The organism is Psychromonas sp. (genome assembly GCF_041586535.1).
GTDB lineage: Bacteria > Pseudomonadota > Gammaproteobacteria > Enterobacterales > Psychromonadaceae > Psychromonas.
Window position 1 is genome coordinate 1 of sequence record NZ_JBFGZY010000076.1, and the last position, 18,967, is coordinate 18,967.

An 18,967-nucleotide genomic window follows, 5' to 3' on the forward strand; every position below is an offset into this window, starting at 1 on the left:
AATGGTCATGACATCTTGTTTGATGGTATATGCCTCATTAGAGCATCAGATACGCAAAAAGCTCAAAGAAAAAGCACTCAACTTCCCGGATCAAAAGAAAAAACCAACTCAAAATCCAACAGCTCGCTGGGTATTTCAATGCTTCCAAGGCGTTACGGTTATTTATCTGGAGGAACAAGCTCCTATGGTGGTCAATTGGAAGGAGCGGCAGCAAGTTATTATTGACTGTTTAGGGGAACGTTACAGGAAAATATATTCTTAAAACGGGTGCGGAAGATCAGCAATATCTGTTTCCCGCAAATCATTTAGCCGTTGATCCCCGCACAGGTATAACGAGGCGGCATCATATTTCAGAGCAGAGTGTGCAGCGCAAAGTCAAACAGGCCATTCGCAAGTTACGGATCATAAAAAAAGCGGGGTGTCATACTTTCCGACACAGTTTTGCGACGCGTTTATTGGAAGCGGGTACCGATTTACGCAATATTCAGGAGTTACTCGGGCACAGAGATATCAGCACAACGCAGATCTATTTACATGTTGTCGGTTTACATGAACGCGGCATTGTCAGTCCCATTGATGGTCGCTAAACTATTGCAGTTTATATTGCCCCAGCTTGATATTTAAAGCCTGCCCTGTTTTGAGAATGGCAAAGGCTGGACAGGCAAAAAAATGAGCACGTCCACTCTGCAACGTTACAACTTTTAGGGGTGATATTTCAGCACGTTTTACCTAAGGGATTACGGTTTGTTATGCGGAATGGTATTATCTGTTTTACAAACAAAAAGACCTCGTTAATAAACGGGGTCTTTTTGTTGTTGAAAATAACCTTACTTATTTATTACCAGCCGGTAACCTCACGTAATGCTTTACCGATTTCAGCAAGTGATTTTGTGGTTTTTACACCGGCATCCTGCAGTGCTTTAAACTTATCTTCAGCTGTGCCTTTACCACCCGCAATAATCGCACCGGCATGCCCCATACGCTTGCCGGCGGGAGCGGTCACACCGGCAATGTAGGAAACAACGGGTTTAGTAACATTCGCTTTAATAAATGCAGCCGCTTCTTCTTCTGCAGTACCACCAATTTCACCAATCATTACAATGGCTTCCGTCTCCGGATCTTCCTGGAAAAGTTTAAGGATATCAATAAAACTTGAACCGGGAATAGGATCACCACCAATACCAACACAAGTTGACTGACCAAAACCTTCGTCAGTCGTTTGCTTAACAGCTTCATAAGTTAAGGTACCTGAGCGGGAAACAATGCCGACTTTACCTTTTTTATGAATGTGGCCGGGCATAATACCGATTTTAGATTCATCAGGTGTAATAATTCCCGGACAGTTTGGCCCAATCATTACCACACCAGCCTGATCCAGCTTGATTTTAACTGTCACTAAATCAAGTGTCGGGATACCTTCCGTGATTGTCACAATCAGTTTAATACCGGCATCGATTGCTTCTAAAATAGCATCTTTACAGAACGGAGCGGGTACAAAGATAACCGTCGCTGTCGCGCCGGTTTTTTCAACAGCTTCACGTACTGTATTAAACACAGGAAGCCCTAAATGTATTTGTCCACCTTTACCTGGAGAAACACCACCGACCATTTTTGTACCGTATTCAATAGCCTGCTCAGAATGAAAAGTACCCTGACCACCGGTAAAACCCTGACAAATTACTTTAGTATCTTTATTAATTAAAATGCTCATTATTTGTCAACTCCTACTGCTTTAACGGCTTGCTCTGCAGCGTCGCTCAGCGAAGTTGCAGCGATAATATTAAGACCGGAATCAGCAAGTATTTTACGTCCTAGATCTGCATTATTCCCTTCCAAACGGACGACAACAGGTACCGACACTCCGACCTCTGCCACCGCGCCAATAACGCCTTCGGCGATTAAATCACAGCGAACAATACCACCAAAGATATTAACCAAAACGGCCTCAACCTTCTCATCGGAAAGTATAATTTTGAATGCTTCCGTCACACGCTCTTTTGTTGCACCGCCACCAACATCGAGGAAGTTAGCAGGTTTTCCGCCATGTAACTGCACAATATCCATGGTCCCCATTGCCAGACCGGCACCGTTGACCATACAGCCGATATTCCCGTCCAGCGCAACATAATTAAGTTCCCACTGTGCCGCATGCGCTTCACGCTGATCATCCTGGGTTGAATCATTCATATCACGCAGTACTTTCTGACGATATAACGCATTTGAATCGATCGATATTTTTCCATCCAAACAGATTAAATCATCCTGGGCAGTAACAACCAGCGGATTAATCTCTAATAACGCTAAATCTTTCTCATGGAAAATCTTTGCCAGCCCTAAGAATATATCCGTAAACTGACGGATTTGTTTACCATGTAATCCCAACTTGAATGCCAGTTCGCGGCCCTGATAGGCCTGTGCCCCAACCAGAGGATCAATAACTGCCTGATGAATTAATTCCGGCGTTTGTTCGGCAACTTTTTCAATTTCCACACCACCTTCAGTTGATGCCATGAAGATGACACGCTGTGATGCGCGGTCAACAACGGCACCTAAATACAGCTCATTGGCGATATCTGAACAACTTTCAACCAGTAATTTATTGACCGGTTGTCCTTTCGCATCGGTCTGATAAGTCACTAAATTTTTACCTAACCACTTGTGCGCAAAATCACGTAAACCTTCTTTGGATTTGACCAGCTCTACCCCGCCCGCTTTACCGCGACCACCAGCATGAACCTGACACTTAATAACCCATTTATCTCCACCAAGCTGAGAAGCGGCATGTACCGCCTGTTCAGCACTGTCACACGCAATCCCTTGCGGTACAGGTAAGCCATATTTTGCAAACAACTGTTTTGCCTGATATTCATGCAAATTCATGATTTTTATCCATTGTATTGTTTAAACTTAGTGGCCTTAATAAATAAGACCGTGAGGGTTAATATACTACAAGGTAGCAGACAGTTGTTTATTTTAAATGAGCAAATCAACCACTGTCCGGTCTTTTTGCTTAAACATCGAGCAGTAAACGTGTCGGATCTTCAAGTAACTCTTTAATGGTTACCAGAAAGCTCACTGATTCTTTACCATCAATCAAGCGGTGATCATAAGAAAGTGCCAGATACATCATCGGTAAAATTTCCACTTTTCCATCAATCGCCATTGGACGATCCTGGATTTTATGCATGCCCAAAATAGCCGCTTGTGGCGGGTTGATGATAGGGGTTGATAACAAAGAGCCAAATACTCCGCCATTCGTCACAGTGAAGTTACCGCCCATCATTTCATCAACGGTTAATTTTCCATCCCGACCTTTAATGGCAAGTGCTTTAATGCCTTTTTCTATTCCAGCGACACTTAAGGTATCAGTATCACGTAAAACCGGTGTTACCAGACCGCGAGGTGTTGAAACAGCAATACTGATATCAAAAAAGTTATGATAGACAATTTCATCGCCATCAATAGCCGCATTCACTTCCGGGAAACGTTTTAGTGCTTCTGTCACCGCTTTGATATAAAAGGACATAAAGCCCAAACGTATACCATGTTTTTTCTCAAAAACCTCCTGATATTGTTTGCGCAGATCCATGATCGGTTTCATATTTACTTCATTGAATGTCGTTAACATCGCAGTAGAATTTTTCGCTTCCAATAAACGCTCGGCAACACGTTTGCGTAAGCGGGTCATCGGCACACGCTTATCACTGCGCGCAGCCACCGCGGCGACAATATCAACTTGCGGCGCGGTCTGCTCTTCGTTTTTCACAACACGATGTTTTTCAACATCTTCACGGGTGATCATACCGCCTTTACCTGTTGCTTTGATTTCAGAAGCATTCAGACCTTTTTCAAGCATTAAACGCCGCACAGACGGACTTGCATCGGCGGTAATGGCCGGCTCAGCCTTTTCAGGTTCAGTGGCTTTTACCGGCGCCGCTTCACCTTCTTTTATTTGACCTAATACTTGCTTGGAATGAACAGTCGCCCCCTGTTCTTCAATAATTTTTTCTAATATGCCCGACGCAGTTGCCGGGACTTCCAGCACTACCTTATCGGTTTCTATTTCAACAAGCACTTCATCACGTTCAACAAAGTCACCCGCTTGTTTATGCCAAACTGCAACGCTCGCATCTGCAACTGACTCTGGAAGTTCCGGCACCAATATATCAATCATAATTAACGTTTCCTACGGTAAAATCTCTCAACTAAAAATTCGGGATTTATGCTGTTTGCTCTTCAACAATAGCAAGTGCTTCATTGATTAATGCCTTTTGCTGTTTCAGATGTAAAGACATATAACCAACAGCAGTAGAAGCGGAGGCTTCACGTCCTGCATAATATAATCGCGCTGAATCAGGCAATACACTTCTGAAATGATGCTGACTACAATACCAGGCACCTTGATTTTGGGGTTCTTCCTGACACCAGACAAAGGCTTTAACATGCTGATAAGCAGCTAAAATATCACTAACTTCATTGGTAGGGAACGGGTATAACTGTTCAATACGAATAATTGCAACATTTATTAACTCTGCATCACGGCGTTTAGCTAAAAGTTCATAATAGACTTTACCGCTGCACAAAATAACACGGTCTACTTTTTTTGGATCATGCTCATCAATCTCGGCAATCGCATTTTGAAATGTGCCGTGCGCCAGTTCATCTAAACTGGAAACCGCTTCAGGATGGCGCAATAATGATTTCGGAGACATCACGATCAATGGACGACGCATTGAGCGCACCACCTGGCGACGAAGCATATGAAAAACTTGTGCCGGGGTAGAAGGAACGCATACCTGCATATTATGCTCTGCGCACAATTGCAGATAACGTTCTAATCTGGCAGAAGAATGCTCAGGCCCCTGCCCCTCATAACCGTGTGGTAAGAGCACCGTTAAACCGCACATCCGGCCCCACTTCTGCTCACCGGAAGATAAGAACTGGTCGAAGACAACCTGTGCTCCGTTTGCAAAATCACCAAACTGCGCTTCCCATATACATAAACCTTTTGGCGCCGCCGTAGAGTAACCGTATTCAAATGCTAAAACCGCCTCTTCGGAAAGCACTGAGTCATAAACATCAAAGTGACCTTGCTGTTCGGCGATATTTTTAAGGGGAATATAACGTTTGCCTTCCGTCTGCTCGTGTAATACAGCATGACGATGGAAGAAAGTTCCACGCCCGGAATCCTGACCGACTAAACGAATATTAAATTGACTGTCGATCAGCGTCGCATAGGCTAAATTTTCCGCAAACCCCCAGTCACATAACTTTTCACCACTGGCCATTAATTTACGATCATCATAAATCTTTTTAACACGTGAGTGCTGCACTTCGGATTCAGGATAATGGCTAATTAATTTTCCTAACTCGATTAAACGCTGTTTAGGAAACTCCGGCTCATAGGGTTTATCCCAGTCATGTTTAAGATAAGGCGTCCAGTCGATGGAGTGGCGGTGCATTGCCTGCCACTCTTTAACAACACATTCACCGTTATCCAGGGCATCCCGGTAATCTGCAATTAATTGTTTAGCATAGTCCGCCTGGATAACACCTTCAGAGACCAGTTGCTGGGCGTAAATCTCACGGGTTGTCGCATGTTTTTTTATTTTTTTATACATCAAAGGCTGCGTCGCACTTGGCTCATCGGCTTCATTGTGACCATGACGCCGGTAGCAGACTAAATCAATAAGCACATCACGCTTAAAGGTGTTGCGGAAATCAAGTGCGATTTGCGTCACCAAAATAACCGCTTCCGGGTCATCTGCATTAACATGAAAAATAGGTGCCTGAACCATTTTTGCAATATCGGTACAAAAACGGGTTGAGCGGGTGTCTTCAGGGTTAGACGTGGTAAAACCGATTTGATTGTTGATAACAATGCGCACTGTGCCGCCAACTTTAAATGCACGTGCCTGCGACATATTAAACGTTTCCTGCACAACCCCTTGACCGGCAATCGCTGAATCACCATGAACAGTAATAGGTAATACACTTTCACTGACGCCATTTAAACGCTCTTGACGGGCTCGAACTGAGCCTAATACCACCGGGTTAACAATCTCTAAATGCGAAGGGTTAAAGCTAAGTGACAGATGCACATTACCTTTGGGTGTTTGAAAATCACTACTGAACCCCTGATGGTATTTAACATCACTGGAGCCATCAACAATGGTATTTTTACCGGCGAATTCATCAAACAGATCGGTGGGTTTTTTACCAAACACATTCACCAGTACATTAAGGCGGCCACGATGTGCCATCCCTAATACAACCTCCTGAGCCCCCTGTTCTCCGGCGCGTCGAATCAACTCTTTCAGCATCGGTACAAAAGAGTCACCACCTTCTAAAGAAAACCGTTTTGCCCCGGGAAATTTAGAACCGATGTAACGTTCCAACCCTTCAGCGCCGGTCAACTCCTCAAGAAAACGATTTTTTGCTTCTTCGCTGAAGGAAGGTTTACTTTCACAGGATTCAATACGCTTTTGGATCCAGCGCTTTTCCTCGGTATTGGTGATATGCATATATTCCGCACCAACCGAGCCACAATAGGTACGTTTCAGCGATGCAACAAGATCACGCAACACCATAGTTTCATTGGAAGCAGCATAAGAGCCGACGTTGAAACTGGCATCCAGATCAGAACCTTCCAACTCATGATAGAAAGGATCTAATTCAGTGATGGTTTGATGTTTGGTCAGTCCTAAGGGATCCAATGCAGCAACTTCATGGCCGCGATTACGGTATGCTGCAATTAATTGTAATACTCGTACCTGTTTTGCATCATTATGGACAGCCCCCTTGGGCGGAGCAAAACATTTCGGAGATTGTGCAGCAATTTTCATTTGCGCACGGATAACAGAGTGCGCTTCCTCGGGTTGATCGCTGACTTGTGGTAAATCATCGAATACTTTCCGCCAGTTGGCATCAACAGATAAAGGATCTTCTAGGTACGACTCATAGATATCCTCAATATATGTTGAATTGCCTCCGGAAAAATGTGATGAAGCTAACCATGTCTGCATAACATTAGTTGGCATTAAAATTCCTTTCTACTAATTAGTTACAATTGTATAAAAAATCAGATCGCACGTTGTAATAGCATTGATTTGATTTTACCTATTGCTTTTGTCGGGTTTAACCCTTTCGGGCAAACACTGACACAATTCATAATGCCATGGCAGCGAAACACACTAAATGCATCGTCCAAATTTGCAAGACGTTCTTCTGTGGCGCTATCTCGGCTGTCAATCAGAAAACGGTATGCCGCCAGCAAACCAGCTGGCCCGATAAATTTATCCGGATTCCACCAAAAAGACGGACAGGAAGTTGAACAGCAAGCACATAAGATACATTCATATAAACCATCCAGTTTTTCACGCTCTTCTGGCGTTTGCTTGTATTCACCGACCGGCGGCTGATGTTCATCAGGGATCAGGTAAGGTTTGATTTTTTCATACTGAGTGTAGAACTGGGTCATATCTATAACCAGATCACGCACCACGGGTAAACCAGGCAAAGGGCGTAATATTATTTTACCTTCTGATAACAAGTCTGACAATGGCGTAATACAAGCTAAGCCATTCTTTCCATTAATATTTAAGCCGTCAGAGCCGCACACCCCTTCGCGGCAGGAACGGCGAAATGACAATGTCGAATCCTGCTCTTTTAAAGCAATTAACGCATCAAGGACCATCATGTCAGAGCCCTCTGATATATCTAAAGACATATCCTGCATATAAGGGGCATTGTCAACATCAGGGTTATAACGATAAACAGAAAACATCACTTTCATAACAATAACCTTCTTAATAAACACGTGCTTTAGGTGGGAAAGCGTCACGTAGCACCGGTGCCATATTAACATCGCGTTTACACATACTTTCTGTTTTTGGATTGTAAATACTATGACAGAGCCAATTTGTATCATCGCGTTCCGGATAATCAAAGCGGCTATGCGCGCCACGGCTTTCGGTTCTGAAATTAGCGGCCATCGCCGTTGAATATGCTGTTTCCATCAAATTATCAAGCTCCAGACATTCAATCCTATTAGTATTAAACTCGCTGCTTTTATCGTCTAATTTGGCATTCAACAGACGTTTACGCAGTACCTTTAATTCAGCAAGACCTTCAGCCATTGCATCTCCCTCTCTAAAGACAGAGAAATTATTCTGCATACATTGCTGCAAATCTTTACGGATTTGAGTCGGACATTCACTGCCATTTCCTTTTTCCCAGCGATTAAGGCGCTCCAACGCGGCATTGATGTTTTCCTGAGTCGCTTCTTTGGCGGTATTTTCCCGCGACAGCACTTCACCTAAATGCTTACCTGTAGCACGGCCAAAAACCACTAAATCCAGCAGTGAATTCCCGCCTAGGCGGTTAGCACCATGCACCGACACACTGGCTATTTCACCAACGGCGAATAAACCTTTTACTTCTACATCTTTACCATTTTCATCCAGTTTAAGCACCTGACCATTAACCGTCGTAGGTACCCCCCCCATCTGATAATGGCAAGTCGGAATAATTGGAATAGGCTCTTTAACCGGATCAACGTGGGCAAAAGTACGGGAAAGTTCGCATATGCCTGGTAAACGAGATTCCAGCACTTCTTCGCCAAGATGATCCAGCTTCAGTTTAATGTGCGTACCCCAGGGGCCTTCGCAACCACGACCTTCACGTATCTCAATCATAATTGAACGGGCAACAACATCACGTCCGGCTAAATCTTTAGCATTGGGTGCGTAACGCTCCATAAAACGTTCACCATCTTTATTAAGCAGGTAGCCTCCTTCACCACGGCAACCTTCCGTTACTAGAACCCCCGCCCCCGCAATGCCCGTTGGATGGAACTGCCACATTTCCATATCTTGTACCGGCACACCGGCGCGCAACGCCATCCCTACACCGTCGCCGGTATTGATATGGGCATTAGTGGTAGATGCATAAATTCGTCCGGCCCCCCCGGTTGCGAGCACCGTGGCTTGCGCTTTAAACATCACCACTTCCCCGGATTCAATATCAATCGCTGTACAACCAACAACATCTCCATCATCATTTTTAACTAAATCAAGTGCATACCACTCTGAAAAAACGGTGGTTTTATTTTTAATATTCTGCTGATAAAGGGTATGTAATAAAGCATGACCGGTACGGTCAGCCGCAGCGGCAGTGCGTGATGCCTGCTCGCCGCCAAATTCTTTAGATTGACCGCCGAATGGTCGCTGATACACGCTACCATCTTCAAAACGGGAAAAGGGTAAGCCCATATTTTCCAGTTCACGAACAACTTCAGGGCCGGTTTTACACATATACTCAATGGCATTCTGATCACCGATATAATCAGATCCTTTGACAGTATCGTACATATGCCATTGCCAATCATCTTTATGTGCATTACCAAGTGAAACAGTGATACCACCTTGTGCTGAAACCGTATGCGAGCGCGTTGGAAATACTTTCGAAATCAACGCGCAGCTTTTACCTTCCTGCGAAATCGCCAATGCTGCGCGCATTCCTGCGCCGCCCGCACCAATTACAATCGCATCAAATTCACGAATAGGTAGACTCACCTTAAACACCCCACAAAATTACAAAACCAGAAAGAAGATAAATAAATGCAACAGAAGTTAATACAAACTGCAATGCAGCGCGTAATGCAGTACATTTAACGTAATCTGTTAACACTTGCCAGAGACCGATCCACGCATGCACCAGCATCGCGATTAATGCAAATAAAGAAAATACTTTGGTCAGGGTCAGAGAGAAAAATCCAACCCAGGCTGAATAGGTAATATCGGTAAAAGTGACAAAACCGATAAAATAAAGCACATATGCCAATAAAATAAGCGCACTGGCACGTAATAAAACATAATCATGAACCCCGCTTCTTCCGAAGGTTCCGGCAACCTTTACCATACTAATACTCCCGCTAAAATTGATAATATCGCAGTGATTATAAAACCGATTTTTGCACTGAAAGATGCACTTTCCAACTCTTCCCAATAGCCCATATCCTGAATCATATGGCGAATGCCGAATACCGCATGGTAGGCAAGCCCGGTTAACGCCGCCCACAAGACAAAACCGATAAAGAAATTATCGACATACCCCATAACACGATTGAAATCTGTTTCTGAACTTAACGAGCTGTTTAAAAGGGTTAAAAATATCGCCAAAGCAACAAATACAATTATCCCTGATATTCGGTGTGCTATTGATGCTATTGCTGTAATTGGGAATTTAACCGTGGTCAAGTCTAAATTTTTAGGTCTCACTTTGCGCACAATTTACTCTCTTTTTATTAGCGATTAAGAAGATGTCGGCTGACAGGTGCATTGTTAGCATATTGTTAATATGATGTGACAGTGAAATGATGTTTTTTTGTGATATAAACACGATTCAAATTCAGTTGTGCTGTAAAACATGACATAATCGCACAAATTTTGGCAAATCCTGCAAACTTAATCTAACTTACCTTGTTTCAACACCTTAGGTATCTAACCCTCTGATTTTAAGAAATATCCTTTTAGACTGTTTTTCTCAGTTCTCAAAGTTAATGAGTTAAAATTGACAATGATAAATTTAGCCTGTAAATATATATAGGTTAAATTCTAGTATATCTAAATAGTAATGGAGCACTAAATGTCTGAACAAAAAGCAATACTTCAGTTACCTGGTCAGGAAGCCATAGAACTACCAATATTAAAAGGCACTGCGGGTAATGATGTAATTGATATTCGTAGCTTAGGCAAAACGGGCTATTTCACCTATGATCCTGGGTTTCTTGCAACAGCTTCATGCGAATCATCAATTACTTTTATAGACGGTGACAAAGGCATTCTCTTACACCGGGGTTATGCGATTGATGAATTAGCAGAAAAATCAGACTATCTCGAAGTTTGTTATTTACTTTTAAATGGTCAATTACCCGATAAAAAAGAATCAGAAAAATTCCATCATGTTGTTTTACACCATACGATGATCCACGAACAATTAGCAAAACTGTACTCAGGTTTTCGTCGCGACTCTCATCCGATGGCAATCATGTGTGGTGTTGTTGGCGCATTATCAGCTTTCTACCATGATAATCTTGATATCTACAATGAGCAGCACCGTGAAATAGCCGCTTACCGTTTGATTTCAAAAATGCCCACTCTTGCTGCGATGAGTTACAAATACTCGAATGGTCAGCCTTTTGTTTACCCTGACAATACCCTTTCCTATGCAGGTAATTTTCTGAAAATGATGTTTGCCGTTCCCTGTGAACAGTATGTTGTAAACCCGGTGCTGGAACGCGCAATGGATAAAATATTTATCCTGCATGCCGACCATGAACAAAATGCCTCCACTTCAACAGTGCGATTAGCCGGTTCATCCGGTGCCAACCCATTTGCCTGTATCGCTGCCGGTATTGCCTCTTTATGGGGACCTGCACACGGTGGCGCAAATGAAGCCTGTTTGAATATGCTTGAAGAGATAGGCTCTGTTGAAAACATTCCGGAATATATCGCCAGAGCAAAAGATAAAGATGATCCGTTCCGCTTAATGGGCTTTGGCCATCGTGTCTATAAAAATCATGATCCCCGCGCAACGGTGATGCGAAAAACCTGCCACGAAGTATTAGATGATCTGAAAATAGATGATCCGCTTCTTGATATAGCGATGGAGCTTGAAAGAATTGCGCTTGAAGACCCGTACTTTATCAAGAAAAAGCTCTATCCTAATGTCGATTTTTATTCCGGTATTGTACTTCAGGCTATGGGAATTCCTAAATCAATGTTTACCGTTATATTTGCGATTGCACGTACTATTGGCTGGATCTCTCATTGGAAAGAGATGCTGGATCAACCGGGACAAAAAATTGGACGCCCACGCCAGTTATATACCGGTAATATTGGCTTGAAATTAGAAGATGATCAACGTCCAGATTTTTAATCTAAATCAACATGCAATCTTTAATATCAATAGGTTAAGCCGGTATTTTTACCGGCTTTTTTGTCTTCTTAATTAGTGAAACTTTATGCCGATATACCTTCCTGAACTGGATATAAATAATAATCTTTTCCCGGATATAGCGTCAGCATTAAGCGAGCCGGACGGTCTGTTGGCGATGGGCGGGGATTTAAGCACGCAGCGTATCATATCAGCCTACCGTAAAGGCATCTTCCCCTGGTTCAGCACAGGGCAGCCCATTTTATGGTGGAGTCCTTCAAAACGCGCGATACTCAAGCCTGACGAGGTTCATATCAGTAAGAGTATGAAAAAACTGATTAAAAAAAATAACTTTTCTGTCACCATTAATTTGGCTTTTAATGATGTTATCCACGCCTGTGCGGCTCCGCGAAGTTACCAAAACGAAACATGGATTACTGACACCATGATCGCTGCCTATAACCAACTTCATCAGCAGGGCTTTGCCCATTCCGTTGAAGTATGGTCAGAAAATGAGTTGATTGGCGGCTTATATGGCATTTGTATTGGCAGTTTATTTTGTGGCGAGTCAATGTTCAGCAAAGCACAGAATAGCTCCAAAATAGCCTTTATCGCTTTATGCCAGCACTTTGCCAGTTTTCAGGGGTTGTTGATTGACTGTCAAATGGTAACAGAACATCTGCAGCGTTTTGGCGTAAAGGGTGTTTCCAGAGCGGATTTTTCTGACTCTCTAAACAAATATAAAAATAGAGCAGTCGATAAAAAATGCTGGAATAAACAGAGTATTGAGATAACAACAAAGTAATCAAAAAATGATTACTTTGTTTTGCAGCAGCGTATTACATCACCGGTGAACAAGCTTCCAATTGTTTGCTCATCGCCTTTAAAACATCCTTGCGGGTAATTAAACCGATAAATTTATTGTCTTCATCAACAACCGGATAAATTTTAGGTTTAATCGCCAGCATTTGCTGTGCTAAATCAACAATACTCATCGTTTCTTTTACGGTAATAGGCGTATCGACCATAACATCTTCAACTAATGCGACTAATTCACAGTAATAAGTTGCGGCAAGCATTTTCGCTAAACAATCCTGCTCTGATAGCCAGCCAATAACATGTCCGCGAGCGTCCACAACAGGTCCTCCAAAATCTTTGCTATTCAGCAGTTTGGTCACTGCATTTTCAATGGTCATCTCTTTTGTGAAATAGATACTTTTGCCGGACATGCAGTGTTTTATCAGTATATTTTTCATATAAAATCCCCTCACCTTTTATCTAAAGCTTAATCTTTTTTAATTGTTTGTCGAAGATTTTACTGTAAAAATAAAACATCCAGACAAATTAAGTTTCCATCGATTTTATTTACTCGTTAAACTAATAGATATATTTTTATAGGTTAAGGTATTTTATGGCTTCACTACAAGAACAACTGATGAAATCCGGTCTTATCAATAAGCAAAAAGCAAAACAGGCACAAACTGAAAAACGCCGCAATGCTAAACAAAAAAAGAAAAAAGGTACGGTTGAAGTATCGGAAATACAACTTTCTGTTCAGGAACAAAAACAGCAGCAAAAACAGCTGGACCTGGAAAAAAACAGACAAACACAAGCAGAGCTTGACGCCCGGGCGGCACACGGTAAATTGATTCAAATGATTGCCCAGCATTGTGAAAAAAATTACCAGGGTGAAATTGACTATCACTTTACCTATGACAATAAAGTTAAACGTATTGCTGTAAACGACAAAACACAACGCGGATTAATTAATGGTTTACTGGCGATTTGTGTATTAAATGAAGAGTTTTACCTGATTAATAAAGAGGCTGCTGCGATATTAACCGAAATTGATCCCTCTGTGCTGGTTGCTCTGCATGATAAAGAAGAACCACTGCAGGCAGCGGAAGATGATCCATACGCTGATTTTGCTATTCCAGATGACCTGATCTGGTAAGTTTTTAGCTGTTTGTTTTAAATAAGGTAACCTTCTGTAAAAGGTTACCTTATGAAATATTTTTTAGTCTCTGAAATTATTAAACTGGAATGCCTGATCTAACTCAGCGCCTTTCACCAACGCCATTACAGCCTGCAAATCATCGCGTTTTTTACCCGTAACACGTAATTGTTCGCCCTGCACAGCAACCTGTACTTTTATTTTATTATCTTTAATCATCTTGATTAATTTTTTAGAGGTTGCCTGATCAACTCCGGCCTTGAATTTAACAGTTTGTGTCCATGCTTTACCACTTTGATCCGCAGTGTCCGGATCCATTGCGCGTGCATCTACACCGCGTTTTATCAGATTGGTACGGAGAATATCCATTAGTTGTCTTAACTGACTATCATGTTCAGCTGACAATTTAGCCACATCATTAGTGATTGAAAAGCTTGCCGTAACACCACGAAAATCAAAGCGGGTCGCAAGTTCACGGTTGGCATTATCTACGGCATTTTTAAGTTCAGCCATATCAATCTCTGAAACAATATCAAATGAAGGCATTTTATCTTCCTATTTTTATTAAAATTTAATTTTCCTAAGTTACCAGAAAAGTTCAATTTCATCTATGTTATGATCCCGGAAATAATTTTTTTAGGCAGAAAATATGTGGCAAATCATCGGAGCAGGCGCAATCGGTTGTTTATGGGCGGCAAACTTGCTGCGCAATGGAGAAAAAATACAGCTTATCACCCGCACTCCCTGCGCTGCTGATACCCTGAAGTATCAAAACATAGCAAAACAACAGTTTAACTTTCCTGTCAGCACGAGCAGAACGCTGACCCGCACTACTGACCCAATCTTAATCTGCGTAAAAGCGACGCAAGTAATCGAGGCAATCACAACCCACAAGAATGCAATAGATCCGCGGCAGGTTATTATTTTAATGCATAATGGTATGGGTTGTGCTGAACAGGTAGAAAAGTTATTACCCGATAATCCGATTCTCTGCGCAACCACAGCAAATGCGAGTTTATTACATTCTCCACTGAATATTGAACAGACCGGTGAAGGCGTCACTTATCTGGGTGCTTACAATGACAAAGGAAGGTTACAGCAATCCCTGATCGTACCTTTGAATTTTGCTCTTCCTAATACCCATTGGTGCGAAGACGTGAATGAAAAACTCTGGCTCAAACTGATCATCAATATGGCTATCAACCCATTAACGGCCATCCATCAAATAAAAAATGGTCAATTAGATAATACAATCTTTCAAATAAAAATCAATGAGTTGATCGATGAAGCACTTCAGGTTGCGAAGGCAGAGGGGGTCATTTTTAAAAAACAGGAGATTCTGGCAATCATCAACCAGGTAATAACATTAACGGCAGAAAACTTTTCATCAATGAATCGGGATGTTTTTTATCAACGCCACACTGAAAATGAATTTATTGCCGGTTATTTATTAAAATCTGCAAACTTTCACCACATTGATACCCCGGTAATTAATTATCTTTATCAGCAAATAAAGGCATTAGAACAAGCTTATTAACAGCTACATTCAAGGCCGCTGGTACTGAAAAACTTGATCGGAAAGGCTGTTAATTAAGATAATATTTTGCGAGCTATTATTAATATCAATGGATTCAGAACGGCCATTTGATTCATTTATCTTGAGTTCATTTTGATTTGTTTCAAGATAAGCAAACTGGATACTTGCAGGTAACATATTCCAACTGCGTAAATCTGCTTCCTCGCTGATTAACGTGGCAATATTTAATAACAACCCAACTACACTATCCTGTTTATTTGCCTGATAGACCAATTCATACTTTGCCAGCGCACGGGTTGTTGTCAGTAATAAAATAGAGGGATATTCTTTATCTAAATCTTCTCTGGCCAATACCTCTACATTTTCCACCGCCTCAGTAACCAACTGCTGTTCAGGCACACTTAGTTGAATCCGCTTTATGTTCTGTTTTGGCTGTGGATAAGCCGGCATGGATATTCTGATCAGCTGGTCAAACCCCCGGTTAGGCAACACAACCGTGTTTTCAACTTTATGGCTAACCACCCCGTCAAAATACAAAACAAAGACTTGATTTTTTCTGTGCAGATTTTCTACAGATAAATCCGGAAACTGTTTCTGATAGTCAAAAAACTGCTGCTCAGTGCCTAATTTAAAGCTCATGCGCAGTAGCGCCTGCTTAAGGCCCTGCGGGACAGGCTGCCCCCGTTGTTTGATAGTGTCGGCAGCAAAGCGGTAGCTTATTAATGCATTGGATTGTTCATTTAACATCTCATAAACAATCCCCGAAATCAGATGGGTACTGGCCAGTTGTCCATTGAGCGAGTCTTTGTCAGCCAGTTTTTTCATGGCGATATCAGCCTGCAGTATTTCCACCCGCGCGCTGTTTATATTGTTACTGAACAGATAACTCAGGGCTAAAATATTATGCACCATGACCCTGTCGGTGGGATAACCGCTATAACTTCTTAAAGTTTCACTAATCGTGCCTGCGCCCAAATTTTCGCTGACAGAGGTTGCCTGCAAAACAGACATCTCTTTTTTAGCCAGAGTAAGTGTTGTTATTGCAGACGCAAAATCGCCGTTAATAAACTCTAAATACCCTTTATTAAGATGAAATTGCGCATAATCCCGCTTGCGAGGTTGGGCCTCCTGTAATTTTGCCAAAATAATTTCGGGAGGCGTTGTATTTAATGAAGTTGCCAGCTGGTTGAGATTACGCTGATATCCTGTGCATCCGCAAAGCAGGGTAAGGGTCAATATTAATAGGATTTTATACATACAATTACCGGGAAAGAAGCCAGACAAGCAGATCACAGGTACTAAGATCTGTTGACCTTAGTGCCTGATTGACGTTTTAATTATTGACGTAGTTTGCTGAATCTGACCAATTTTTTAATTTTCTTCTCTCCAATCCATACTTTACGGTTATCCTGCATACTGATCAGTTCTAAATTAACCTGGTAATAACGTACCTGGGTTTTTCCATCGATATCAATTATGGTGTTGATTTGCCCTTGCAGCATAAAATCAGCACCATATTCCTGGCTTTTCGCATTACGAGTATCCTGAGTGGCATTTACCGCCTGATCGCTACGTTCGTCACGAATTTCCTGACGCGCCGTTGCTGAAGCGACAAATTGCACCTGCCCGGAATTAATTAATTCACGCTCCATGTTGGCAATAAAAACATTGGTATTAATATGCTCATGACTGAGGTTTTTGACAGTGCCGACAATCACCGCGGGATCGTTACCTGTCCGGGTAATAAACCGGGTGATCCAGGGACGCGATAGTGAATCTTCAATCATTTCCCGCGCCACCAATTGTGAATCCGTATCATTCCAGGCACCACTTAAATCGACTTGCTCCTGAGAGTCTAAACGCTCAACTGATGTTGAACAGGCGGTTATCATAAAGCAGGCAAATAGCGCTAATAACAGATTGCTTTTTGTTTTCATTAATTGCTCCGTAATTTCAGATTAAAGACGCTTGATTATAAAGAGATTAGCTGCAAATCATTCTGCCGAGCGGTTTTCCGCCAAGCAGGTGTAGATGGATATGGAACACTTCCTGACCTCCATCCTGATTACAGTTCATAATTAAACGGTATCCTGATTCGGCAATTCCTTCCTGTTTTGCCAACTGCTTGGCCACTGTATAGAGCTTGCCAATCAGTGCTTCATCTTCTATTTCTATATCATTGGCGGTAGCAATTAATTTGTTGGGGATAATTAAAATATGCGTAGGTGCTTTTGGAGAGATATCCCTGAACGCGGTAACAAACTGATCCTGATAAAGTAATTCTGTCGAGATCTCCTGGTTGATAATTTTTCTGAAAATTGTCTCTTCTGCCATGATATTTTCCTTAAGTTAACTAACACACTATTGTTTACGCTATTAGAGTTCAGAGATAGCCCCTTTGCCCACGCCCTCATACGCATATACCGTTACTCTTTTATCACCTACCCGGGCTTTGATTTCGCCACAAATAAATGCAGAGAGCTCTTCGACCGTTGTATCATTTGGTAACAGCTCTGCTCGCAGTGCGGGCATCAACAACTCAAAATATCCCTGCGGCGCGTGGTATGCTGTACACAGTTTTTCAAAATTATTCGGCGCAACTGCAAAAGATAAATCGGCTTCTAAAATAACATCCTCAGCACTGGCTAAATAGATATCCTGCCAACGTTTGGCCCATTCAGCCACCAGTTCTTCACTGTATTGATCATCGATAAAGATATCTATTTTAGAGCGATGCCCATGGGCAATGCGCTGGCAGTTACCATTATGCTTTTTTAAACCGTGGGTGTAATGATAATAGGGAGTGGTAATATTTTCATGGCGTAATTTTATTTCCAGCGCGAGCACATTGTCAGGTAATTGCGCCAAAATAACCTGTTCCAGATAGGTTTCTAATACCGGGATGGTAACAGTGTCACTTTCTAACAGGCAATATGCTTCATTAGGACACTTTAATTGAATAACCGTATTATCCGACAGTTTATAATCGACTTGCGTTCTCTGCTTTGCGAAGCTGACAGTGCAGTTCTCTGCCGCTGATGGCACCACTAGTTTATGATCCACTTCGGCATCAATAATGGTTTTGATCTGTTTTTTAACTAAAGAGAAATCAAGGATCATTGACTGCTCATTAAGCTGACCGGTTAAGACTACATCAACTTGATAACTTTCCCCTACAAAACCACGTTGTGCATCTAGGTAGGAGGCATCGATAACGGTTAAATCACGTACAAATAATTTCATTCTACTCTCATTTTATTAATAGCGAGTCGGATCGCTACAACGGCAATCAATTTTGTGTTTGCTTGCCGCAACTTTCATTTCATTTAGTAATATCAGAATAAGCAAGCTTAAACAATAAGTTGTACCAATTCCGTTAATTAGATGGTCTATTTAGACGCAGGAAAAATGGATCAAAGCAAGGCATTGATTGCAGTAACTAGTTGTTCTAATTACAAAATCAATAACAAAGACTAAAACGTAGTTTTATGTCTAGCTAGCATTCATTTTAACAAGCATAAATGAATAGATAATTATCG

General features: G+C 42.0%; 19 protein-coding genes and 1 pseudogene. 6 read left to right on the forward strand and 14 right to left on the reverse strand.

The window, feature by feature from the left end; all coding sequences use genetic code 11:
* Both ABZA00_RS09860 and ABZA00_RS09865 read left to right on the forward strand, forming a co-directional pair.
* Positions 1-262 (forward strand): annotated as a pseudogene (locus ABZA00_RS09860) (IS1634 family transposase); the annotation flags it as partial.
* Positions 255-587: a tyrosine-type recombinase/integrase gene (locus ABZA00_RS09865; RefSeq protein WP_372882014.1), complete on the forward strand. Its 333-nt coding sequence runs from the start codon at positions 255-257 to the stop codon at positions 585-587. The pseudogene ABZA00_RS09860 and the gene ABZA00_RS09865, both read left to right, overlap by 8 nt.
* Positions 588-838: 251 nt before the next feature.
* Here the strand turns inward: ABZA00_RS09865 and sucD are convergent, their stop codons facing one another.
* The 8 genes from sucD to sdhC form a co-directional block, all read right to left on the reverse strand.
* The gene (gene sucD / locus ABZA00_RS09870; RefSeq protein WP_372881996.1) at positions 839-1,711 is read right to left on the reverse strand and encodes a succinate--CoA ligase subunit alpha; all 873 of its coding nucleotides are present in this window, start codon (positions 1,709-1,711) and stop codon (positions 839-841) included.
* Positions 1,711-2,880 (reverse strand): ADP-forming succinate--CoA ligase subunit beta, encoded by a 1,170-nt coding sequence (gene sucC / locus ABZA00_RS09875; RefSeq protein WP_372881997.1) that lies wholly within the window; start codon positions 2,878-2,880, stop codon positions 1,711-1,713. Before sucC ends, sucD begins: the two co-directional genes overlap by 1 nt.
* Positions 2,881-3,010: 130 nt before the next feature.
* Positions 3,011-4,174 (reverse strand): 2-oxoglutarate dehydrogenase complex dihydrolipoyllysine-residue succinyltransferase, encoded by a 1,164-nt coding sequence (gene odhB, locus ABZA00_RS09880; RefSeq protein WP_372881998.1) that lies wholly within the window; start codon positions 4,172-4,174, stop codon positions 3,011-3,013.
* A 46-nt stretch (positions 4,175-4,220) separates the two neighbouring features.
* Positions 4,221-7,040 (reverse strand): 2-oxoglutarate dehydrogenase E1 component, encoded by a 2,820-nt coding sequence (gene sucA / locus ABZA00_RS09885; RefSeq protein WP_372881999.1) that lies wholly within the window; start codon positions 7,038-7,040, stop codon positions 4,221-4,223.
* Positions 7,041-7,081: 41 nt separating this feature from the next.
* Positions 7,082-7,795: a succinate dehydrogenase iron-sulfur subunit gene (locus tag ABZA00_RS09890; RefSeq protein ID WP_372882000.1), complete on the reverse strand. Its 714-nt coding sequence runs from the start codon at positions 7,793-7,795 to the stop codon at positions 7,082-7,084.
* Positions 7,796-7,808: 13 nt separating this feature from the next.
* Positions 7,809-9,575 carry a succinate dehydrogenase flavoprotein subunit gene (sdhA, locus tag ABZA00_RS09895; RefSeq protein ID WP_372882001.1) on the reverse strand — a complete coding sequence of 589 codons (1,767 nt, stop codon included), beginning with the start codon at positions 9,573-9,575 and terminating at the stop codon, positions 7,809-7,811.
* A gap of 1 nt (position 9,576) precedes the next feature.
* Positions 9,577-9,921 carry a succinate dehydrogenase, hydrophobic membrane anchor protein gene (gene sdhD, locus ABZA00_RS09900; RefSeq protein WP_372882002.1) on the reverse strand — a complete coding sequence of 115 codons (345 nt, stop codon included), beginning with the start codon at positions 9,919-9,921 and terminating at the stop codon, positions 9,577-9,579.
* Positions 9,915-10,289 (reverse strand): succinate dehydrogenase, cytochrome b556 subunit, encoded by a 375-nt coding sequence (gene sdhC, locus ABZA00_RS09905; RefSeq protein WP_372882003.1) that lies wholly within the window; start codon positions 10,287-10,289, stop codon positions 9,915-9,917. Before sdhC ends, sdhD begins: the two co-directional genes overlap by 7 nt.
* A 358-nt stretch (positions 10,290-10,647) precedes the next feature.
* On the opposite strand from sdhC, the gene ABZA00_RS09910 reads away from it, so the two are divergent.
* Positions 10,648-11,940, forward strand: coding sequence for a citrate synthase (locus ABZA00_RS09910; protein ID WP_372882004.1), 1,293 nt, complete (start codon positions 10,648-10,650; stop codon positions 11,938-11,940).
* Positions 11,941-12,025: 85 nt separating this feature from the next.
* Positions 12,026-12,742, forward strand: coding sequence for a leucyl/phenylalanyl-tRNA--protein transferase (gene aat / locus ABZA00_RS09915; RefSeq protein WP_372882005.1), 717 nt, complete (start codon positions 12,026-12,028; stop codon positions 12,740-12,742).
* 34 nt (positions 12,743-12,776) lie between these two features.
* On the opposite strand, the gene ABZA00_RS09920 is transcribed toward aat, so the two are convergent.
* A complete protein-coding gene (locus tag ABZA00_RS09920; RefSeq protein WP_372882006.1) occupies positions 12,777-13,193 on the reverse strand; it encodes a CBS domain-containing protein in 417 nt (138 codons plus the stop codon).
* Positions 13,194-13,348: 155 nt separating this feature from the next.
* Here ABZA00_RS09920 and ABZA00_RS09925 point away from each other — a divergent pair, with 155 nt between their 5' ends.
* Positions 13,349-13,891 (forward strand): DUF2058 domain-containing protein, encoded by a 543-nt coding sequence (locus ABZA00_RS09925; RefSeq protein WP_372882007.1) that lies wholly within the window; start codon positions 13,349-13,351, stop codon positions 13,889-13,891.
* A 63-nt stretch (positions 13,892-13,954) separates the two neighbouring features.
* Here ABZA00_RS09925 and ABZA00_RS09930 read toward each other — a convergent pair whose 3' ends face one another.
* Positions 13,955-14,437 (reverse strand): YajQ family cyclic di-GMP-binding protein, encoded by a 483-nt coding sequence (locus ABZA00_RS09930; protein WP_372882008.1) that lies wholly within the window; start codon positions 14,435-14,437, stop codon positions 13,955-13,957.
* Positions 14,438-14,540: 103 nt separating this feature from the next.
* Between ABZA00_RS09930 and ABZA00_RS09935 the strand changes: the two genes are divergently transcribed.
* Entirely contained in the window at positions 14,541-15,428 is an 888-nt protein-coding gene (locus tag ABZA00_RS09935) for a ketopantoate reductase family protein (protein WP_372882009.1), read from the forward strand.
* A 9-nt stretch (positions 15,429-15,437) separates the two neighbouring features.
* Here the strand turns inward: ABZA00_RS09935 and ABZA00_RS09940 are convergent, their stop codons facing one another.
* From ABZA00_RS09940 to ABZA00_RS09955, 4 genes are all read right to left on the reverse strand, one after another.
* Positions 15,438-16,685: a COG3014 family protein gene (locus ABZA00_RS09940; protein ID WP_372882010.1), complete on the reverse strand. Its 1,248-nt coding sequence runs from the start codon at positions 16,683-16,685 to the stop codon at positions 15,438-15,440.
* An 80-nt stretch (positions 16,686-16,765) separates the two neighbouring features.
* Positions 16,766-17,365, reverse strand: a complete 600-nt coding sequence (locus ABZA00_RS09945; protein ID WP_372882011.1) for a penicillin-binding protein activator LpoB — start codon at positions 17,363-17,365, stop codon at positions 16,766-16,768.
* Positions 17,366-17,411: 46 nt separating this feature from the next.
* Positions 17,412-17,762 carry an HIT domain-containing protein gene (locus ABZA00_RS09950; RefSeq protein WP_372882012.1) on the reverse strand — a complete coding sequence of 117 codons (351 nt, stop codon included), beginning with the start codon at positions 17,760-17,762 and terminating at the stop codon, positions 17,412-17,414.
* A 42-nt stretch (positions 17,763-17,804) separates the two neighbouring features.
* Positions 17,805-18,671, reverse strand: a complete 867-nt coding sequence (locus tag ABZA00_RS09955) for a 6-carboxytetrahydropterin synthase (RefSeq protein WP_372882013.1) — start codon at positions 18,669-18,671, stop codon at positions 17,805-17,807.
* Positions 18,672-18,967: the final 296 nt, after the last annotated feature.